The sequence below is a fragment of the Pandoraea pnomenusa genome (assembly GCF_000767615.3).
In the GTDB taxonomy this organism is placed as follows: domain Bacteria; phylum Pseudomonadota; class Gammaproteobacteria; order Burkholderiales; family Burkholderiaceae; genus Pandoraea; species Pandoraea pnomenusa.
Genome location: NZ_CP009553.3, coordinates 4,768,458 through 4,781,444, shown reverse-complemented (window position 1 = coordinate 4,781,444; position 12,987 = coordinate 4,768,458). Strand labels below are relative to the sequence as shown.

General features: G+C 62.3%; 11 protein-coding genes and 1 pseudogene. 8 read left to right on the top strand and 4 right to left on the bottom strand.

Annotated elements, in window-relative coordinates; genetic code table 11:
* Nucleotides 1-3: 3 nt before the first annotated feature.
* Complete coding sequence (locus LV28_RS45370) at nt 4-1,485, top strand: efflux transporter outer membrane subunit (protein ID WP_023597709.1); 1,482 nt, start codon at nt 4-6, stop codon at nt 1,483-1,485.
* On the opposite strand, the gene LV28_RS45365 is transcribed toward LV28_RS45370, so the two are convergent.
* The 3 genes and pseudogenes from LV28_RS45365 to LV28_RS45355 all read right to left on the bottom strand — a co-directional run bounded on the left by LV28_RS45365 (nt 1,479) and on the right by LV28_RS45355 (nt 4,784).
* A complete protein-coding gene (locus LV28_RS45365) occupies nt 1,479-2,894 on the bottom strand; it encodes a heavy metal sensor histidine kinase (RefSeq protein WP_038619683.1) in 1,416 nt (471 codons plus the stop codon). The genes LV28_RS45370 and LV28_RS45365 overlap by 7 nt on opposite strands.
* A pseudogene (locus LV28_RS45360) lies at nt 2,894-3,570 on the bottom strand (heavy metal response regulator transcription factor). The gene LV28_RS45365 and the pseudogene LV28_RS45360 overlap by 1 nt, the downstream one beginning before the upstream one ends.
* 188 nt (nt 3,571-3,758) lie before the next feature.
* Nucleotides 3,759-4,784 carry a ketopantoate reductase family protein gene (locus LV28_RS45355; protein WP_231107047.1) on the bottom strand — a complete coding sequence of 342 codons (1,026 nt, stop codon included), beginning with the start codon at nt 4,782-4,784 and terminating at the stop codon, nt 3,759-3,761.
* Between the two features lie 183 nt (nt 4,785-4,967).
* Between LV28_RS45355 and LV28_RS45350 the strand changes: the two genes are divergently transcribed.
* From LV28_RS45350 to LV28_RS45325, 6 genes are all read left to right on the top strand, one after another.
* Nucleotides 4,968-6,263, top strand: coding sequence for an MFS transporter (locus LV28_RS45350; protein WP_023597705.1), 1,296 nt, complete (start codon nt 4,968-4,970; stop codon nt 6,261-6,263).
* A gap of 109 nt (nt 6,264-6,372) precedes the next feature.
* Nucleotides 6,373-6,852 (top strand): winged helix-turn-helix transcriptional regulator, encoded by a 480-nt coding sequence (locus LV28_RS45345; protein WP_072619078.1) that lies wholly within the window; start codon nt 6,373-6,375, stop codon nt 6,850-6,852.
* Between the two features lie 46 nt (nt 6,853-6,898).
* Nucleotides 6,899-8,083, top strand: coding sequence for an acetyl-CoA C-acyltransferase (locus tag LV28_RS45340; RefSeq protein WP_023597703.1), 1,185 nt, complete (start codon nt 6,899-6,901; stop codon nt 8,081-8,083).
* A gap of 106 nt (nt 8,084-8,189) precedes the next feature.
* Entirely contained in the window at nt 8,190-9,026 is an 837-nt protein-coding gene (locus tag LV28_RS45335) for an AraC family transcriptional regulator (RefSeq protein ID WP_023597702.1), read from the top strand.
* A gap of 79 nt (nt 9,027-9,105) precedes the next feature.
* Nucleotides 9,106-10,200 (top strand): threonine aldolase family protein, encoded by a 1,095-nt coding sequence (locus LV28_RS45330; protein WP_048806515.1) that lies wholly within the window; start codon nt 9,106-9,108, stop codon nt 10,198-10,200.
* Nucleotides 10,201-10,388: 188 nt separating this feature from the next.
* A complete protein-coding gene (locus tag LV28_RS45325) occupies nt 10,389-11,096 on the top strand; it encodes an HD domain-containing protein (protein ID WP_038619686.1) in 708 nt (235 codons plus the stop codon).
* A gap of 15 nt (nt 11,097-11,111) precedes the next feature.
* On the opposite strand, the gene LV28_RS45320 is transcribed toward LV28_RS45325, so the two are convergent.
* Nucleotides 11,112-11,588, bottom strand: a complete 477-nt coding sequence (locus LV28_RS45320) for an Lrp/AsnC family transcriptional regulator (RefSeq protein ID WP_023873022.1) — start codon at nt 11,586-11,588, stop codon at nt 11,112-11,114.
* 138 nt (nt 11,589-11,726) lie between these two features.
* Between LV28_RS45320 and LV28_RS45315 the strand changes: the two genes are divergently transcribed.
* A complete protein-coding gene (locus tag LV28_RS45315; RefSeq protein WP_038619689.1) occupies nt 11,727-12,983 on the top strand; it encodes a Zn-dependent hydrolase in 1,257 nt (418 codons plus the stop codon).
* Nucleotides 12,984-12,987 lie beyond the last annotated feature (4 nt).

Here is a 12,987-nt window from a genome sequence, read left to right as displayed (position 1 = left end):
GCCATGATCTCCATGAAATCCATCCAGGCGGGCACCGGGGCGCTCGTTTGCGTAGTTACGACGTTGAGCGCCTGCTCGACAGTGCCTCCCTATCGTGTACCCGATATTGCTGCGCCTGCCCAGTACGCAAGCGCCACGTATCCCGGCGCCGGTTGGGCCGCCGCCGCACCCGCGGACGGCAAATCCAGAGGGCCGTGGTGGAGCGTTTTCCATGACGAAACGTTAAATCGCCTGGAGGCCCGCGTCGACGTCTCCAATCAGACGGTGAGCCAGGCCGTCGCGCGGCTGGAAGCGGCACGTGCCGCGCTCGCGTATCAACAAAGCGCGTCGGCGCCGATCGTTAGCGCTGGCGATGGGGCACAGCGCTTTCGAACGTCCCGGAGTCTCGTGGATCGCGCGCTTGCCGGGAAGACCATCCCGGACTACTCGGTCGGTGCCGGAGCGAGTTGGGAGCCGGATCTGTTCGGGAGAGTGAGGAGCGCCGCTACGGCGGCGCGTGATAACGTCCAGGTCAGTCAGGCGGACCTGGAGTCAGTGCGCCTCTCGGTCACCAGTCAACTCGCGTCCGCATATTTGGGTCTGCGCTCGCTGGATCGTCAGCGGCAGCTTCTCGAGCGCACGGTAACGACCCGCGAGGCCGGCCTGCGCATCGAGGAGCAACAGCTCGCCGATGGCGCGATCGACGCCTCGGTGCTCTCCGAGGCGCGAACGCAGCTCGAGAGCGCGCAAACGGCGAAGCAGGAAATCATGGCACAGCGCGCGAAACTCCTGCATGCCATCGCAACCCTCATCGGCACGCCGGCATCGTCGTTTTCCCTGCCGCGAGAGGGGTCCGCGGCCGTGTTGCCGTCGATCCCCGCAGGCGTCCCTTCCGCGCTGCTTGAACGTCGTCCGGACATTGCGGCCGCAGAGCGACGCGTTGCCGCGGCCAACGCTGAAATCGGGCAGGCGCGCGCTGCATACTATCCTTCGCTTGTCCTCTCGGCATCGACTGGACTGGAGAGCACGTTTTTCTCCCCGTGGTTGTCGGCGCCGAGTCTCTTCTGGTCTCTTGGCGCACAAATTGCGGGCGTGGTGTTCGATGGCGGCCGTCGAGACGCAACCTTAAAGGGGGCCAGCGCGCGGTACGACGAGGTAGTCGCCGCCTATCGTCAGACTGTGCTCGAGGCTTTCCAGCAGACGGAAGACGACTTGAGCGAGCTGGGGTCGCTGGCCGAGCAGGCGCGAAGTCAGCAACGTGCGGTGGCCGCTGCCGAACTGGCGCTTTCGCTCACGAACCATCGCTATGAGGCGGGCGCGGTGAGCTACCTCGATGTCGTCGCAGCCCAATCCATCGCCTTGCAGAGCGAGCGCACCCTCGAGCAGATCGGACAGCGGCAACTCGACGCGAGCGTCCGATTGCTTCAGGCGCTCGGCGGCGGCTGGGACCGCGATGCATTGCAGGACGGTGTGTCGCCCGCCGGTGAGGGGGCTGCGACTCAATGACGCGGGAAGGAAAGGACGAATCGCGTGCCGGTGGCATCGCTTTCGGCATGCGCCGTTCCACCGTGCAGGGTCATGATGGTGCGCACGATCGCGAGTCCCAGTCCGGCGGATCCGCTGGCCTGGGCCGTAATGTGGCGAGAGGCGTCCGCACGATAGAACCGATCGAAAATCCGCTCGAGCAGAGCCGCGTCGATTTGGGGTCCGGGGTTGTGCACGCTGATGGCGACCGCGGTTGCGGTGGGTTCGGCGCGCAGCGTGATTTCACCGCCTGGCGGCGTATAGCGCAGCGCGTTTGCGAGCAGGTTGCTGACTGCGCGACGGAACAACTCCTTGTCGGCACGTACACGACCCTCGCCTGTCACGCGAAGGTTGACGCCAGCCTCCTCCGACAGCCCTTCGAAGTAATCGGCGATCTGGGTGAGGGCGATGACAACATCGAACTCCTCCATTGCCGTCATGAACTGCGGATGCTCCGCACGCGAGAGAAAGATGACGTTTTCGATCATCTTCGAGAGGCGGGCACATTCCTCCAGATTTGATTCGAGCAGCGCCTCGTACTCGGGAACACTTCGTGGTCGCGCCAGGGCGACCTCGGTGGCGCCGCGCAGATTGCCAAGCGGCGTCCGCATGTCGTGAGCGAGGTCGGCCGTGTACTGCGATATGCGCTCGAAGCCATCGTGCAGACGCCGTATCATCGAATTCAATGACCTCGCGACGATTTCGACCTCGCTCGATGCGCCCTCGATCTCGATTCGCGTATCGAGTTTGTCGATAGTGACAGCGCCAACCTGCGAATCCAGATCGCGCAAAGGCTGCAGTGCGGCACGCGCCAGCAGCCAGCTGATCAGGAAAGCGAGCAGCACGCCGGCAAGCCCATACCCGTAGAGCCGTTCGCGATAATGATCGAGCACGCGCCACCGGTCGGTCATGTCCCTGGCAATCACGACCGTGACCCGTGAACCGTCACCCAGTCGGGCGTCAGTGGCCAGACCGCGCACAGGTAAGCCCTTGGGGCCGCGCCACTCCGACACGTCGGCTTCCGTGATGCGTTGCGATGCATCGAGCCTTGATGCGGTTGTCACGGGCGCAAGCGACGTGCCCATGACCCGATTCGAATTGTGTTCGATCAGCTTGACCCCACCTTGCCCAAGTATTTCCATCGCGAACGATGGATTTCCGAGCACCTGACTCGTGAGGCGCAAGGCATGCTCGCGAAGGTCGTCGCTGTTGCGCAGTTCTTCGGCGAGGCGGCGTGTGTGGCGGGCGTTCAGCACGATGTCGAGATCGTCCTGCTGACGGATCTCACGTCCGAGCGTAACGTAGAGCGTCGTGCCCACCAGGGCGAACACGACCAGCGTTGTGGCTGCGAAGGAGATTGCCAGGGTTGTGGAGAGCGGTCGGGCAGCCATCAATCCACCGATTTGATCTCGGCGACATAGCCCACGCCACGCACGGTGTGAATGATCTTGACGGGGAAGTCGTCGTCCACTTTCGCTCGCAGACGTCGGATGGCGACTTCCACGACGTTCGTGTCGCTGTCGAAGTTCATGTCCCACACGTAGGAGGCGATTTGCGTTCGGGTGAGCACTTCCCCTGGCGACGCACGAGGATTTGCAGCAGGGAGAACTCGCGCGGTGTCAGATCGATACGCATCGTGCCGCGACGAACGCGCCGGCGTGTCACGTCGATCTCAAGATCACCGAGGGTAAGAATGTCGCTATCGCGAGGCGGGCCGCGACGCGCCAGCGTACGCACTCGCGCGAGCAATTCGACAAAGGCGAACGGCTTGACCAGATAGTCGTCGCCGCCCAGCTCCAGCCCTTTGACCCGATCGCTGATATCGTCGCGAGCCGTCAGGAACAATACCGGCGTGCTTTGGGATTTTCGCAAGGTTTTCAGGACGGACCAGCCGTCCATCTGGGGCAGCATGACGTCGAGCACGATCACATCGTACGTCGCTTCACTGGCGAGAATCAGGCCTTCGGCACCGTCGTTGGCAACGTCGACGACGAAGCCGGACTCTTCCAGCCCCTTCTTGACGTACGCACCGGTTTTGCGTTCGTCATCGATTACGAGTACGCGCATTGTCGTCGCCCCCCTTTTCCGCCTGCCTGGATTGTATGCGCTGCCTGGACAGTTGTGTGACGCCTGGCGAGTCCACCGCACGAACCTTTCAGAAATGTAATGTGGGCGTCAGGCGTCCGTTAACTTGGCGCCATCGGGCGCCTTCGCCAGCTTGCATGCAATTCCGCGTGAGGCTGCCGGTCAGGACTTCACTGGGACGTACCGCTTCCCGCATGAGCCTCGTATGTCTGCAACAGGCAGTAAGCGGCGGTGAGCAATGGGGACGTCACGCCGGCCTGCCGAGCGCGTGTCAACATATCTCCCACGATGGCGTCAGCCTCGATTCGCCTGGCGCCGCGCTCGATATCCCGCCGCATGGAGGCCTTCCAGGCGGATGCCGGATCGAGCAGCAGACGCTCGATGGAGGCACGCGCATTCTCACGCGGCGCTTTCCCCTGGGCGGCCGCAGTGGCGACGCAGTCCTCGAGAATCTGCCGGACAAGACTCGTGCCATCGCGCGTCGCGACAATCTCGCCAATGGAGGCCTGCATCAGGCACGTCGCGGTGGCGCCCGTCGCGAGCATGACCCATTTCTCCCAGAGCTCCTGCTCGATATCGTCGGATATCTCTCGCAGCCCTTCTCCTTGAGATAACGCGGCGTAAAGGCTTTCGATCGCATGGCGCTGGCTTGCGTGCCGGGCGCCAACGATCAGTTTGTCAGCGGCGTTCAGATGAACGATGTCACCGGACTCGTCGAGCATCGTTGCGATGTACGCAACGCCACCCGCAATTCGCTCGCGTCCAAATCGCGCGTCGAGCTGATCGTAGGGCTTGAGTCCGTTCAGGAGGGGGACGATCACCGTATGAGCCCCGACATGAGGCGTGATTGCATCCATCGCTGCGCGCAGATCGTAGGCCTTGCACGCAACAACGACGACGTCGAACACTTCCTCTGAATCACCCGCGACGATCGCGCGGACGCGGCCGTGGAAATTCGCCTGCGGACTTTTCACGCGCAGCCCCTCGCGCTGCAGCGCCGTCGCGCGATTCGGCCGCACCAGAAACGTTACGTCGGTACCGGCCTGTAGGAGCCTGGCACCGTAATACCCGCCAATGGCGCCGGCGCCAAGTATTAGCACTTTCATACAACTCTCCGTCTTGATGAGTGGACTTGACAGCCCTTCACACGGAATCGGTATTCCGTGCGTGTCTTGCCTCGATTCATCAGCCAACACTCGGATGCTCGATGAAAGCGACGCAACCCTGTGAAAATTACCCTCGCGGATAATACTACTATGATGATAGTATTTGGTGCGGAAGTACTTTGCAAGCCGGATTGAATCGAAGTCGCCAGATCACCACAAACCATGCCTACCGAACCACTGAGCGCGTCATACCTGTACTCGAGAGAGCGTTGGATGATATTCGTACTGAGTCTCGCGGTCTTCATCGCGTCGCTGGACATGTTTGTCGTCAACGTTGCTCTGGGGGCGATTGGACGTGATATGTCCGCACCGCTAAGCGACCTGGCCTGGGTTCTGAACGGCTACACGATCTTCTACGGAGCGTTGCTCGTTCCAGCAGGTGGATTGGCGGACGTGATTGGGAAGAAAGAGGCATTTATCGCAGGACTGACCCTCTTCATGGTGGCGAGTGTCGGGTGTGCGGCAAGCGGCGGCGTCGGGATGCTCGTCGTCTTCCGGTGCATCCAGGCGGCCGGGGCCGCGCTGCTGACGCCGGCGAGCATGGGGCTTCTGGTCGCCGCGTTCCCCGCTGAGGTCAGGCCTCGAGCGATTCGTGTCTGGGCCGCGAGCGGTGCTCTGGCCGGAGCCGCCGGCCCGGTCGTCGGAGGTATTCTTGCGGCGTATGGCTGGCCATGGATATTTCTGATCAATGTGCCGGTTTGCCTGATCGCGATACTCCTGGGCGCGTACATCATTCCCGCGCAACCCAAAGTGGTGTCCGACGCGCGATTCGACTTGTTGGGTAGTTTGCTGCTGATCCTTGCGTCCGGTGCAATCGCCCTGGCGTTGGTCAACGCCGGCCATTGGGGGCTGACGGCACCATCGTTGACTACGTGGCTGGTAGCGACGCTCGCGGTGTCGCTGCTTTGGCGCAGAGTCGCGAGACATCCCGCTCCCGTCGTGCCACGTGCATTGCTGAGCGAGCCGCACATGAGGTCTGCACTGGCGGCAATCTTCGTGATGTCGCTATCATTCGGCGCACTGCTGCTCGGCGCATCCCTTTACTTGCACGATGTCGTGAGCAAGGATTTGATGGTCGTTGGCATGATGATTGCGCCTGGACCGTGTGTTGTCGGCCTGATTTCCTTCTTGACGAAACGCACCGAATTGGGCGGATTGTATCGACGCGTCAAGGTGGGCTCGATGGTACTGGCTTGCTCGTCCTTTGCGCTCGCCCTGATTGTCGGCCGCGATGCGGGACCTGCTTGGTTTGTCGTTGCCTGGACCCTCACCGGAGTGGGCGTAGGTCTCGTCTTTCCCAATCTGTTTGCCATCGGCGTCGTCAAACTCGGACCAGAGCTGGCGTCGACGGGCAGCGGAGTCATCAACATGAGCCGTCAGTTTGGCACCACCGTCGGCACAAGCCTTTTGGTCATGACCCTGGGGTCGCAAGGCGGCGCTTTTGCCGAGGCCTTCTGGATCGCCGGAGCGTCTGCGATCGTAGGTCTTCTTCTGCTTGGACGGCGCTAGCGGACATATCGATGGGCTCTCCCGATATTCAAACTTCATCGCACGACGGCTTTGGCCCCAATTTCATCTTTAGACGGTATCGAGCGTGAAACGAAAAGACTTTACCTCCATGGATTGTCCCGTGGCGTTGGCGTTGGAAAACGTTGGGGAGTGGTGGAGCCTGCTGATTCTGCGGGACGCACTCCAGGGTTCGACCAGATTCGAGCAGTTTCGCGAAAGCCTTGGCATTTCACCCACGATTCTGACTCGTCGTTTGACCGATCTGGTCGCTTCCGGGTTGCTGGAAAAGCATCGCGCGTCTGTCGCATCGGGTCGGGACGAATATCGCGTTACGGAGCGCGCGCGGGATCTGTCGCCTGTTCTGATCGCACTTTTCGCGTGGGGGCGCAAGCATGTGAAAGGTCACAACTGGGGCATCGACTTTGTCGATCGCTCGACGGGAAAGGCCGTCGATCCCGTGATGATCGATCGCAACACGGGCAAGGTCATCAGCCGGGAGGCGCACGCGTTTGTTCCCGGTCGCTTTCCTTCGGCATCGACCTTGAAGCGACTCAAGCCGCTCGCGCAGCTCGAACCGGCTGAGAAATAGATTCAATTCACGAAACACGCCTCGTCATTGAAAAGTGGAGAGTTCCATGGACCAACTGGATCCGGTTGTCATTATTTCCGCAGTGCGCACTCCGTTGGGGAGATTCGGGGGGAATTTCTCGGCGGTCAGTGCTCCCGAGTTGGGCGCACACGCCATTCGCGCCGCCGTGGAACGCGCAGGTCTCGATCGCGAGAAGATCGATGAGAGTTTCATGGGATGTGTTCTCGCGGCCGGCATTGGACAAGCCCCGGCTCGCCAGGCATTGCGCGCGGCGGGGCTATCGGACGCGACCGGGGCGACCACGGTGAACAAGGTCTGTGGCTCGGGTATGAAGGCCATCATGATTGGACACGACCTGCTGCTCGCCGGCTCGGCGAACTTTGTGTTGAGCGGCGGGATGGAGTCGATGTCGAGCGCGCCGTATTTGCTGCCGGGCGCGCGGGGCGGATATCGCATGGGGCACAACCAGGTGGTCGATCACATGCTTCTGGATGGCCTGGAAGACGCCTACGAAAAAGGGCGATCGATGGGCGATTTCGGGGAGGCCGCGGCGGAGCGGTTTGGGTTCGATCGCTTGCAACAGGACGAGTACGCCTTGGAGACATTGATGCGAGCTCGCAATGCCATCGAAAGTGGTGCATTTTCCGATGAAATCGCACCGGTCACGGTCCTCGACAAGGGGGTGCCGCGACTGATTGCCCACGACGAACACCCCCTGAAGGTGTCGCCCGATAAAATCCGGTCGTTGCCGCCAGCCTTTCGTCCGAACGGCACGATTACCGCGGCGAGCGCTTCCTCCAATAGCGATGGCGCAGCGGCGCTGGTCCTGTCGCGACGCTCGATCGCCGAGCGGGAGGGACTGCCCGTTCTTGCGACAATCCGCGCGCACGCGACGTTCAGCCATGATCCTGCCTGGTACACGACGGCGCCAATCCCCGCAATTCGGAAGTTGCTCGACAAGGCCGCGTGGGACATCGGCGATGTGGACTTGTTCGAGATCAACGAAGCCTTCGCCGTAGTTGCCATGGCGGCGGCAAAGGAGTTGGCGATTCCTCGTGATCGGTTGAATGTCAACGGGGGCGCATGCGCCTTGGGGCATCCGATCGGTGCGACAGGCGCACGTATGGTTGTCACACTGCTGCACGCACTGCGTCGCCGGCGTCTTCGACGCGGTGTCGCAGCGTTGTGCATTGGCGGAGGCGAGGCTACCGCGATTGCTGTCGAGGTGTAGGATCTGTCCAGTGCCTTGGCGGAAAAAATCGGTCCGTAAGCCGTGCCGTCCGCTGGGGACCGCTTGTTGCGACATGCACGAATCCTACGTGGATCGGGAGCTTGATATGGCTACGATCGGCACTGTGCCGCTCAATCGAGTGAAACTATGGCGTGAGCCGGATTTCGCGAACGCCGAACTGATGGTCGCGAGTTACCGGACACATCGATTTCCGCCGCACGCGCATGACGAATATGCGATCGGCGTCATCGAGCGAGGCGCGCAGGCGTATCTCGACGGTCGAGGGCGGCGCGCGATCATGCCGCAAGGCACGATCTGTGTCATCAATCCGGGAAGCATTCACGAGGGGAGACCGGCGATCGACGGCGGGTGGGACTATCGTATGGCATACATTCCCACCAGGGATTTCGTTCGTCTGGTCGGGGCGCATGATCCCGGCCTCAAGGGAGAGCTGCATTTTCCCGATGTCGTCATCGACGACGTCGAGACAATGCGGTTGCTTCTCGCGGCTCACCGATGCTCGCAGTCGACCGACGCAAGCCAGTTGGAGAAGAGCTCACGGCTGACCGTTGCAGTCTTTCAATTGATTGACCGGCATTGTGTCGGTGCAAAAGGTGTTCGACATCCGCTGGCCATACCGATCGCCGTACGGCGCGCGCGTGACTATATCGACGCGCATGTGACAGCGAACCCGTCGCTTGACCAGCTTACGGAAGTGGCCGGCATCAGCGCATTTCATCTACTGCGCGAGTTTAAGCGCGTGATCGGCATTGCGCCTCATGCCTATCTCATTCAGCGGCGCGTTGCGTTGGCAAAAGGGCTTCTATTGAGAGGCATGCCGCTGCGCCAGGTCGCTATCGAGGTGGGATATTGCGATCAGAGCCACCTGAGCCGGGAGTTTTGCAAGTTCTACGGGGTTCCACCCGGGACGGCGCGCCAATAATATCCGCAAGATTATCCAAAAGACGCATTTCATTTCATCCCACACTGTGGGGCCATATGTTCCCTTGGGGAGTCATGAAATGATCGATTTGCGCAGCGACACCTGCAGTCAACCCACCCATGCAATGCGAAGTGCCATGGCTTCCGCGATCGTTGGCGATGATGTTTACGGTGACGACCCGACCGTAAAGGAACTCGAGCGAGAGGTTGCAGCCTTGTTGGGCAAGGAAGACGCCGTCTACATGGTCACCGGGACGATGACCAATCAAGTGGGTATCCGGGCTCACACGGAGCCGGGGGATGCCGTGCTCTTTGACCAGAATGCTCACGTATATCTCCTGGAGGGAGGCGCTCCCGCTGCGTTATCGGGCGTTCTGCCCCGCCTCCTGCCCGGTAATCGCGGCGTATTCTCACCGGAGAACGTATCCGCTGCGTTGGGGGAAGCGCATCGATTCTTTCCGACCACCATCCCGGCGCCGGTGAAGCTGCTGTGCCTGGAAAACACGCATAACATCGGTGGTGGCAAGGTTTGGCCGCTCGCCCAGTTGAAGGATGTTTGCGACCTGGCCAGATCACGGGGTCTCTCGCTGCATCTCGACGGTGCACGCCTGTGGCATGCAACGGCGTCGACGGGCATCGCCGAGGCGGAGTACGCGAAACACTTTGACTCCGTGAGCGTTTGCTTTTCCAAAGGTCTGGGCGCCCCGGTGGGTTCCGCCCTCGCCGGCTCGAAGGAATTCATCGACCGAGCGCGCCGCTTCAAGCAGCAGATCGGAGGTGGGTTTCGACAGGCGGGAATCATTGCCGCCGGCGCGCTGTTCGCGCTGCGGCACCATCGGGAGCGCCTTCTGGAAGATCACGAACATGCGCAGCTGCTGGCTCATGGAATCGCGGATTTGCCGGGCATAGAATTGGATGTCGCCACCGTGGAGACGAACATTGTTCGCTTCGGCATCAACAGTCTCCCGGCGGGAGAGTTCGTCGAAAAGCTCTACGAACGCGGACTTCATGTCCTTCCGTCCGGTACCGACGGCGTCCGTGTCATTCCTTACCTGAATATCTCGCGAAAGCAGATTCGAGAAGCCATCGACATCATTGCGTCGGTTGCCGAAGCCCATGCGAACACAGCCGGCGCAAGCAAAACGTCAAAACAACCGTCCGGGTCCGGGTACTGACGCGCGAAGTTGCGCCCCTGGTTCCTGGCGATCGCATCGAAGGTCGGTTCGTCTGCCTTGCGACGGTGTCGTCCGCGTCTTTGTGGTGTCTTGATATTCGAACCGCGAAGACGCGCAGTGTCCGCCGGCATGGCGAAGTCGATGACCGGTAGAATCGAGGGCATTCCCTCGTCAGCCGTTTCACCGCCATGCTTGCGCACGCCTTTGCCCCGTTCGAGACAACCATTGCCGCCGTCCTCGACGCGCTGGGCATCAACCCGCAGGATGCGCATGCCGACGGTTCGCCCGATGGCACGCCCGATGGCACGCGTGATGGCTCCCACGATGCCTCGCACCTGATTCGCGTCTGGAAGCTCGTGAAGGAGATTGCGGCGAACGCCCAGGCCGCCGATCTCGAGATGCTTGCCGTGGCTACGCTCTTGCACGATTGCGTGCCGGTGGAGAAGCACGATCCGCGTCGCGCGTTAGCGTCGCGGTTGTCCGCCGACAAGGCAAGCGCGATCCTGCACGCGATGGGTTGGGAGGCGGCGCGCATCGACGCGACGGCGCATGTGATCGAGGCGCACAGCTTTTCGGCCGGGATCACGCCTCGCTCGTTCGAAGCCCAGGTGCTGCGCGACGCCGACCGGCTCGATGCGATCGGCGCCATCGGGATTGCGCGCACGTTCTACGTGGCCGGACGCATGGGCTCGCGCCTGTACGCACCCCTGGACCCGTTCGCCGCGCAACGCCCGCTCGCCGACCGTCGCTATGCGCTCGATCACTTCGAGACGAAACTCTTCCAACTGGCCGACGGCCTCGTGACACCGGCCGCGCGGGCCATTGCCGAACGACGCGTCGCCACCATGCGCGCCTTCATCGACGCGCTGCGCGAGGAAATTGCGCCGCAGGCATGAGCACCGCCTAAGCGGCTACTTCCCGTCAACCGCGTCCAGCGGCACTTCCAGGCCAACCTTCACGTTGCTCATCGAGACGAGCGTCTTGAAACGCTTGACGTTGTTGCTCTCGAAAAAGAGCGAGCGGGTGAGTTCGGTGTACTGCGCCATGTTCCGGACCACCATGATCACCACGAAGTCGCACTCGCCCGCGACGTAGTAGCACTGCTGGACCTGCGGGCACGCGAGGAAACTGCGCTTCATCGCATCGAGCAGGTCGAGCCGCTCGTTCTCGACTTCCACCTCGGTGATGATGGTGAGCGGATAGCCGACGCTCGCCGGATCGATGCGCGAGACGGTGCCGCACGTCACACCTTCGTCGGCGAGTTTCTTCAGGCGTCGGTTGACGGCCGCGGACGACAGGTTCACCCGCGCGCCGAGCGCGTGCTGCGGTGTCGTGGCGTCCTGCTGAATCGCCGCGAGCAGGGCGATGTCGTAACTGTCGAGGCTCATGGTGCGCAATAAAAATTCGATTACAGGCGACAAAACGCGCAAATCGTACGCATGCCGCGGAATATTATTCAGGCTTGACGATGATACTCCGCCAGCGTCGACACTCCCATCGACGAGCGCGACACCCGAGACTTTCCCATGCCCCAGACGAATTCTTCCGACACGCTCGAACTCAATGGCGCGCGCCTGTTGCAGCAACTTCGCGAGCTCGGGGAGATCGGCGCCGATCCCGTGGCGGGCGGGCGCACTCGCGTGGCGCTGACCGACGACGAAAAAGCGGGCCGCGATCAGGTCGTCGCCTGGATGCGCGAACTTGATCTCGACGTGCAAATTGACCGTATCGGCAACATCTTCGGCACGCTGGCGTCGTCGAATCCGACAGTGCGCCCGCTCATGATGGGGTCGCACATCGACACCGTGGTCAACGCCGGTGCGCTCGACGGCTGCTACGGAGTACTGGGTGGCCTCGCGGTCGCGCGCGCGTTTCGCGATGCCGGCATCGTGCCGTCGCGTCCGATCACGGTGGCGGCATTCACGAACGAGGAGGGTGCCCGCTTTCATCCCGACATGATGGGGTCGCTGGTGCATGCGGGCGGCTTGCCTCTCGATGAAGCGCTCGACGCCATCGGCACCGACGGCGCGCGTCTGGGCGACGAACTCGTGCGCATCGGCTACGCGGGCGAAATGGCGCCGGGCACGCTGGTGCCGCACGAGTATCTCGAACTGCACATCGAGCAGGGCCCGATCCTCGAAGCGGAGGGGTTGGAAATCGGCGTGGTGGAGAACCTGCAGGGCATTTCATGGCAGCAGGTGACGGTCCACGGCAATGCGAATCACGCGGGGACGACGCCGACGCACCTGCGCCACGATGCAGGTTACGTCGCCGCCGCCGCCGTGGCCGAGCTGCGACGCATCGCCATCGACGCCGGCACGACGCTCGCTACCGTCGGCACGTTCAGGGTGGAGCCGGGCGTCGTCAATGTGATTCCGCGCAAGGCGGTCTTCACCGTCGACATGCGCGATCCGGACGAGCAACGCCTGGCTGCGGGCGAGGCCCGCTTCGCTGCGTATCTCGCGACGATCGCCGAGCAGGAGGGCGTGCGCATTTCGACGGAGCGTCTCGCACGCTTCTCGCCCGTCGTTTTCGACGCCGGGCTGACGGACGTCATCGAGACGTGCACGAAGCGTCGCGGCTTGTCGTATCGGCGCATGACCTCGGGCGCGGGGCACGACGCGCAAATGATGGCGAGGATCGCACCGGCGGCGATGATTTTCGTGCCGAGCCGCGGCGGCATCAGCCACAACCCGCGCGAGCATACCGACGACGATCAGCTCGTGCGCGGCGCGCAAATCCTGCTCGACGTCGTCGCACAACGTCTGGGCGCGACGACGTAATCCG

What these genes read in the sequence shown, in the direction of transcription:
- LV28_RS45370 (WP_023597709.1), top strand. Translation starts at nt 4, where the DNA reads ATGATCTCCATGAAATCCATCCAGGCGGGCACCGGGGCGCTCGTTTGC.
- LV28_RS45320 (WP_023873022.1), bottom strand. Translation starts at nt 11,588, where the DNA reads ATGAGCCTCGACAGTTACGACATCGCCCTGCTCGCGGCGATTCAGCAG.
- LV28_RS45350 (WP_023597705.1), top strand. Translation starts at nt 4,968, where the DNA reads ATGATATTCGTACTGAGTCTCGCGGTCTTCATCGCGTCGCTGGACATG.
- LV28_RS45330 (WP_048806515.1), top strand. Translation starts at nt 9,106, where the DNA reads ATGATCGATTTGCGCAGCGACACCTGCAGTCAACCCACCCATGCAATG.
- LV28_RS45315 (WP_038619689.1), top strand. Translation starts at nt 11,727, where the DNA reads ATGCCCCAGACGAATTCTTCCGACACGCTCGAACTCAATGGCGCGCGC.
- LV28_RS45335 (WP_023597702.1), top strand. Translation starts at nt 8,190, where the DNA reads ATGGCTACGATCGGCACTGTGCCGCTCAATCGAGTGAAACTATGGCGT.
- LV28_RS45340 (WP_023597703.1), top strand. Translation starts at nt 6,899, where the DNA reads ATGGACCAACTGGATCCGGTTGTCATTATTTCCGCAGTGCGCACTCCG.
- LV28_RS45345 (WP_072619078.1), top strand. Translation starts at nt 6,373, where the DNA reads ATGGATTGTCCCGTGGCGTTGGCGTTGGAAAACGTTGGGGAGTGGTGG.
- LV28_RS45325 (WP_038619686.1), top strand. Translation starts at nt 10,389, where the DNA reads ATGCTTGCGCACGCCTTTGCCCCGTTCGAGACAACCATTGCCGCCGTC.
- LV28_RS45365 (WP_038619683.1), bottom strand. Translation starts at nt 2,894, where the DNA reads ATGGCTGCCCGACCGCTCTCCACAACCCTGGCAATCTCCTTCGCAGCC.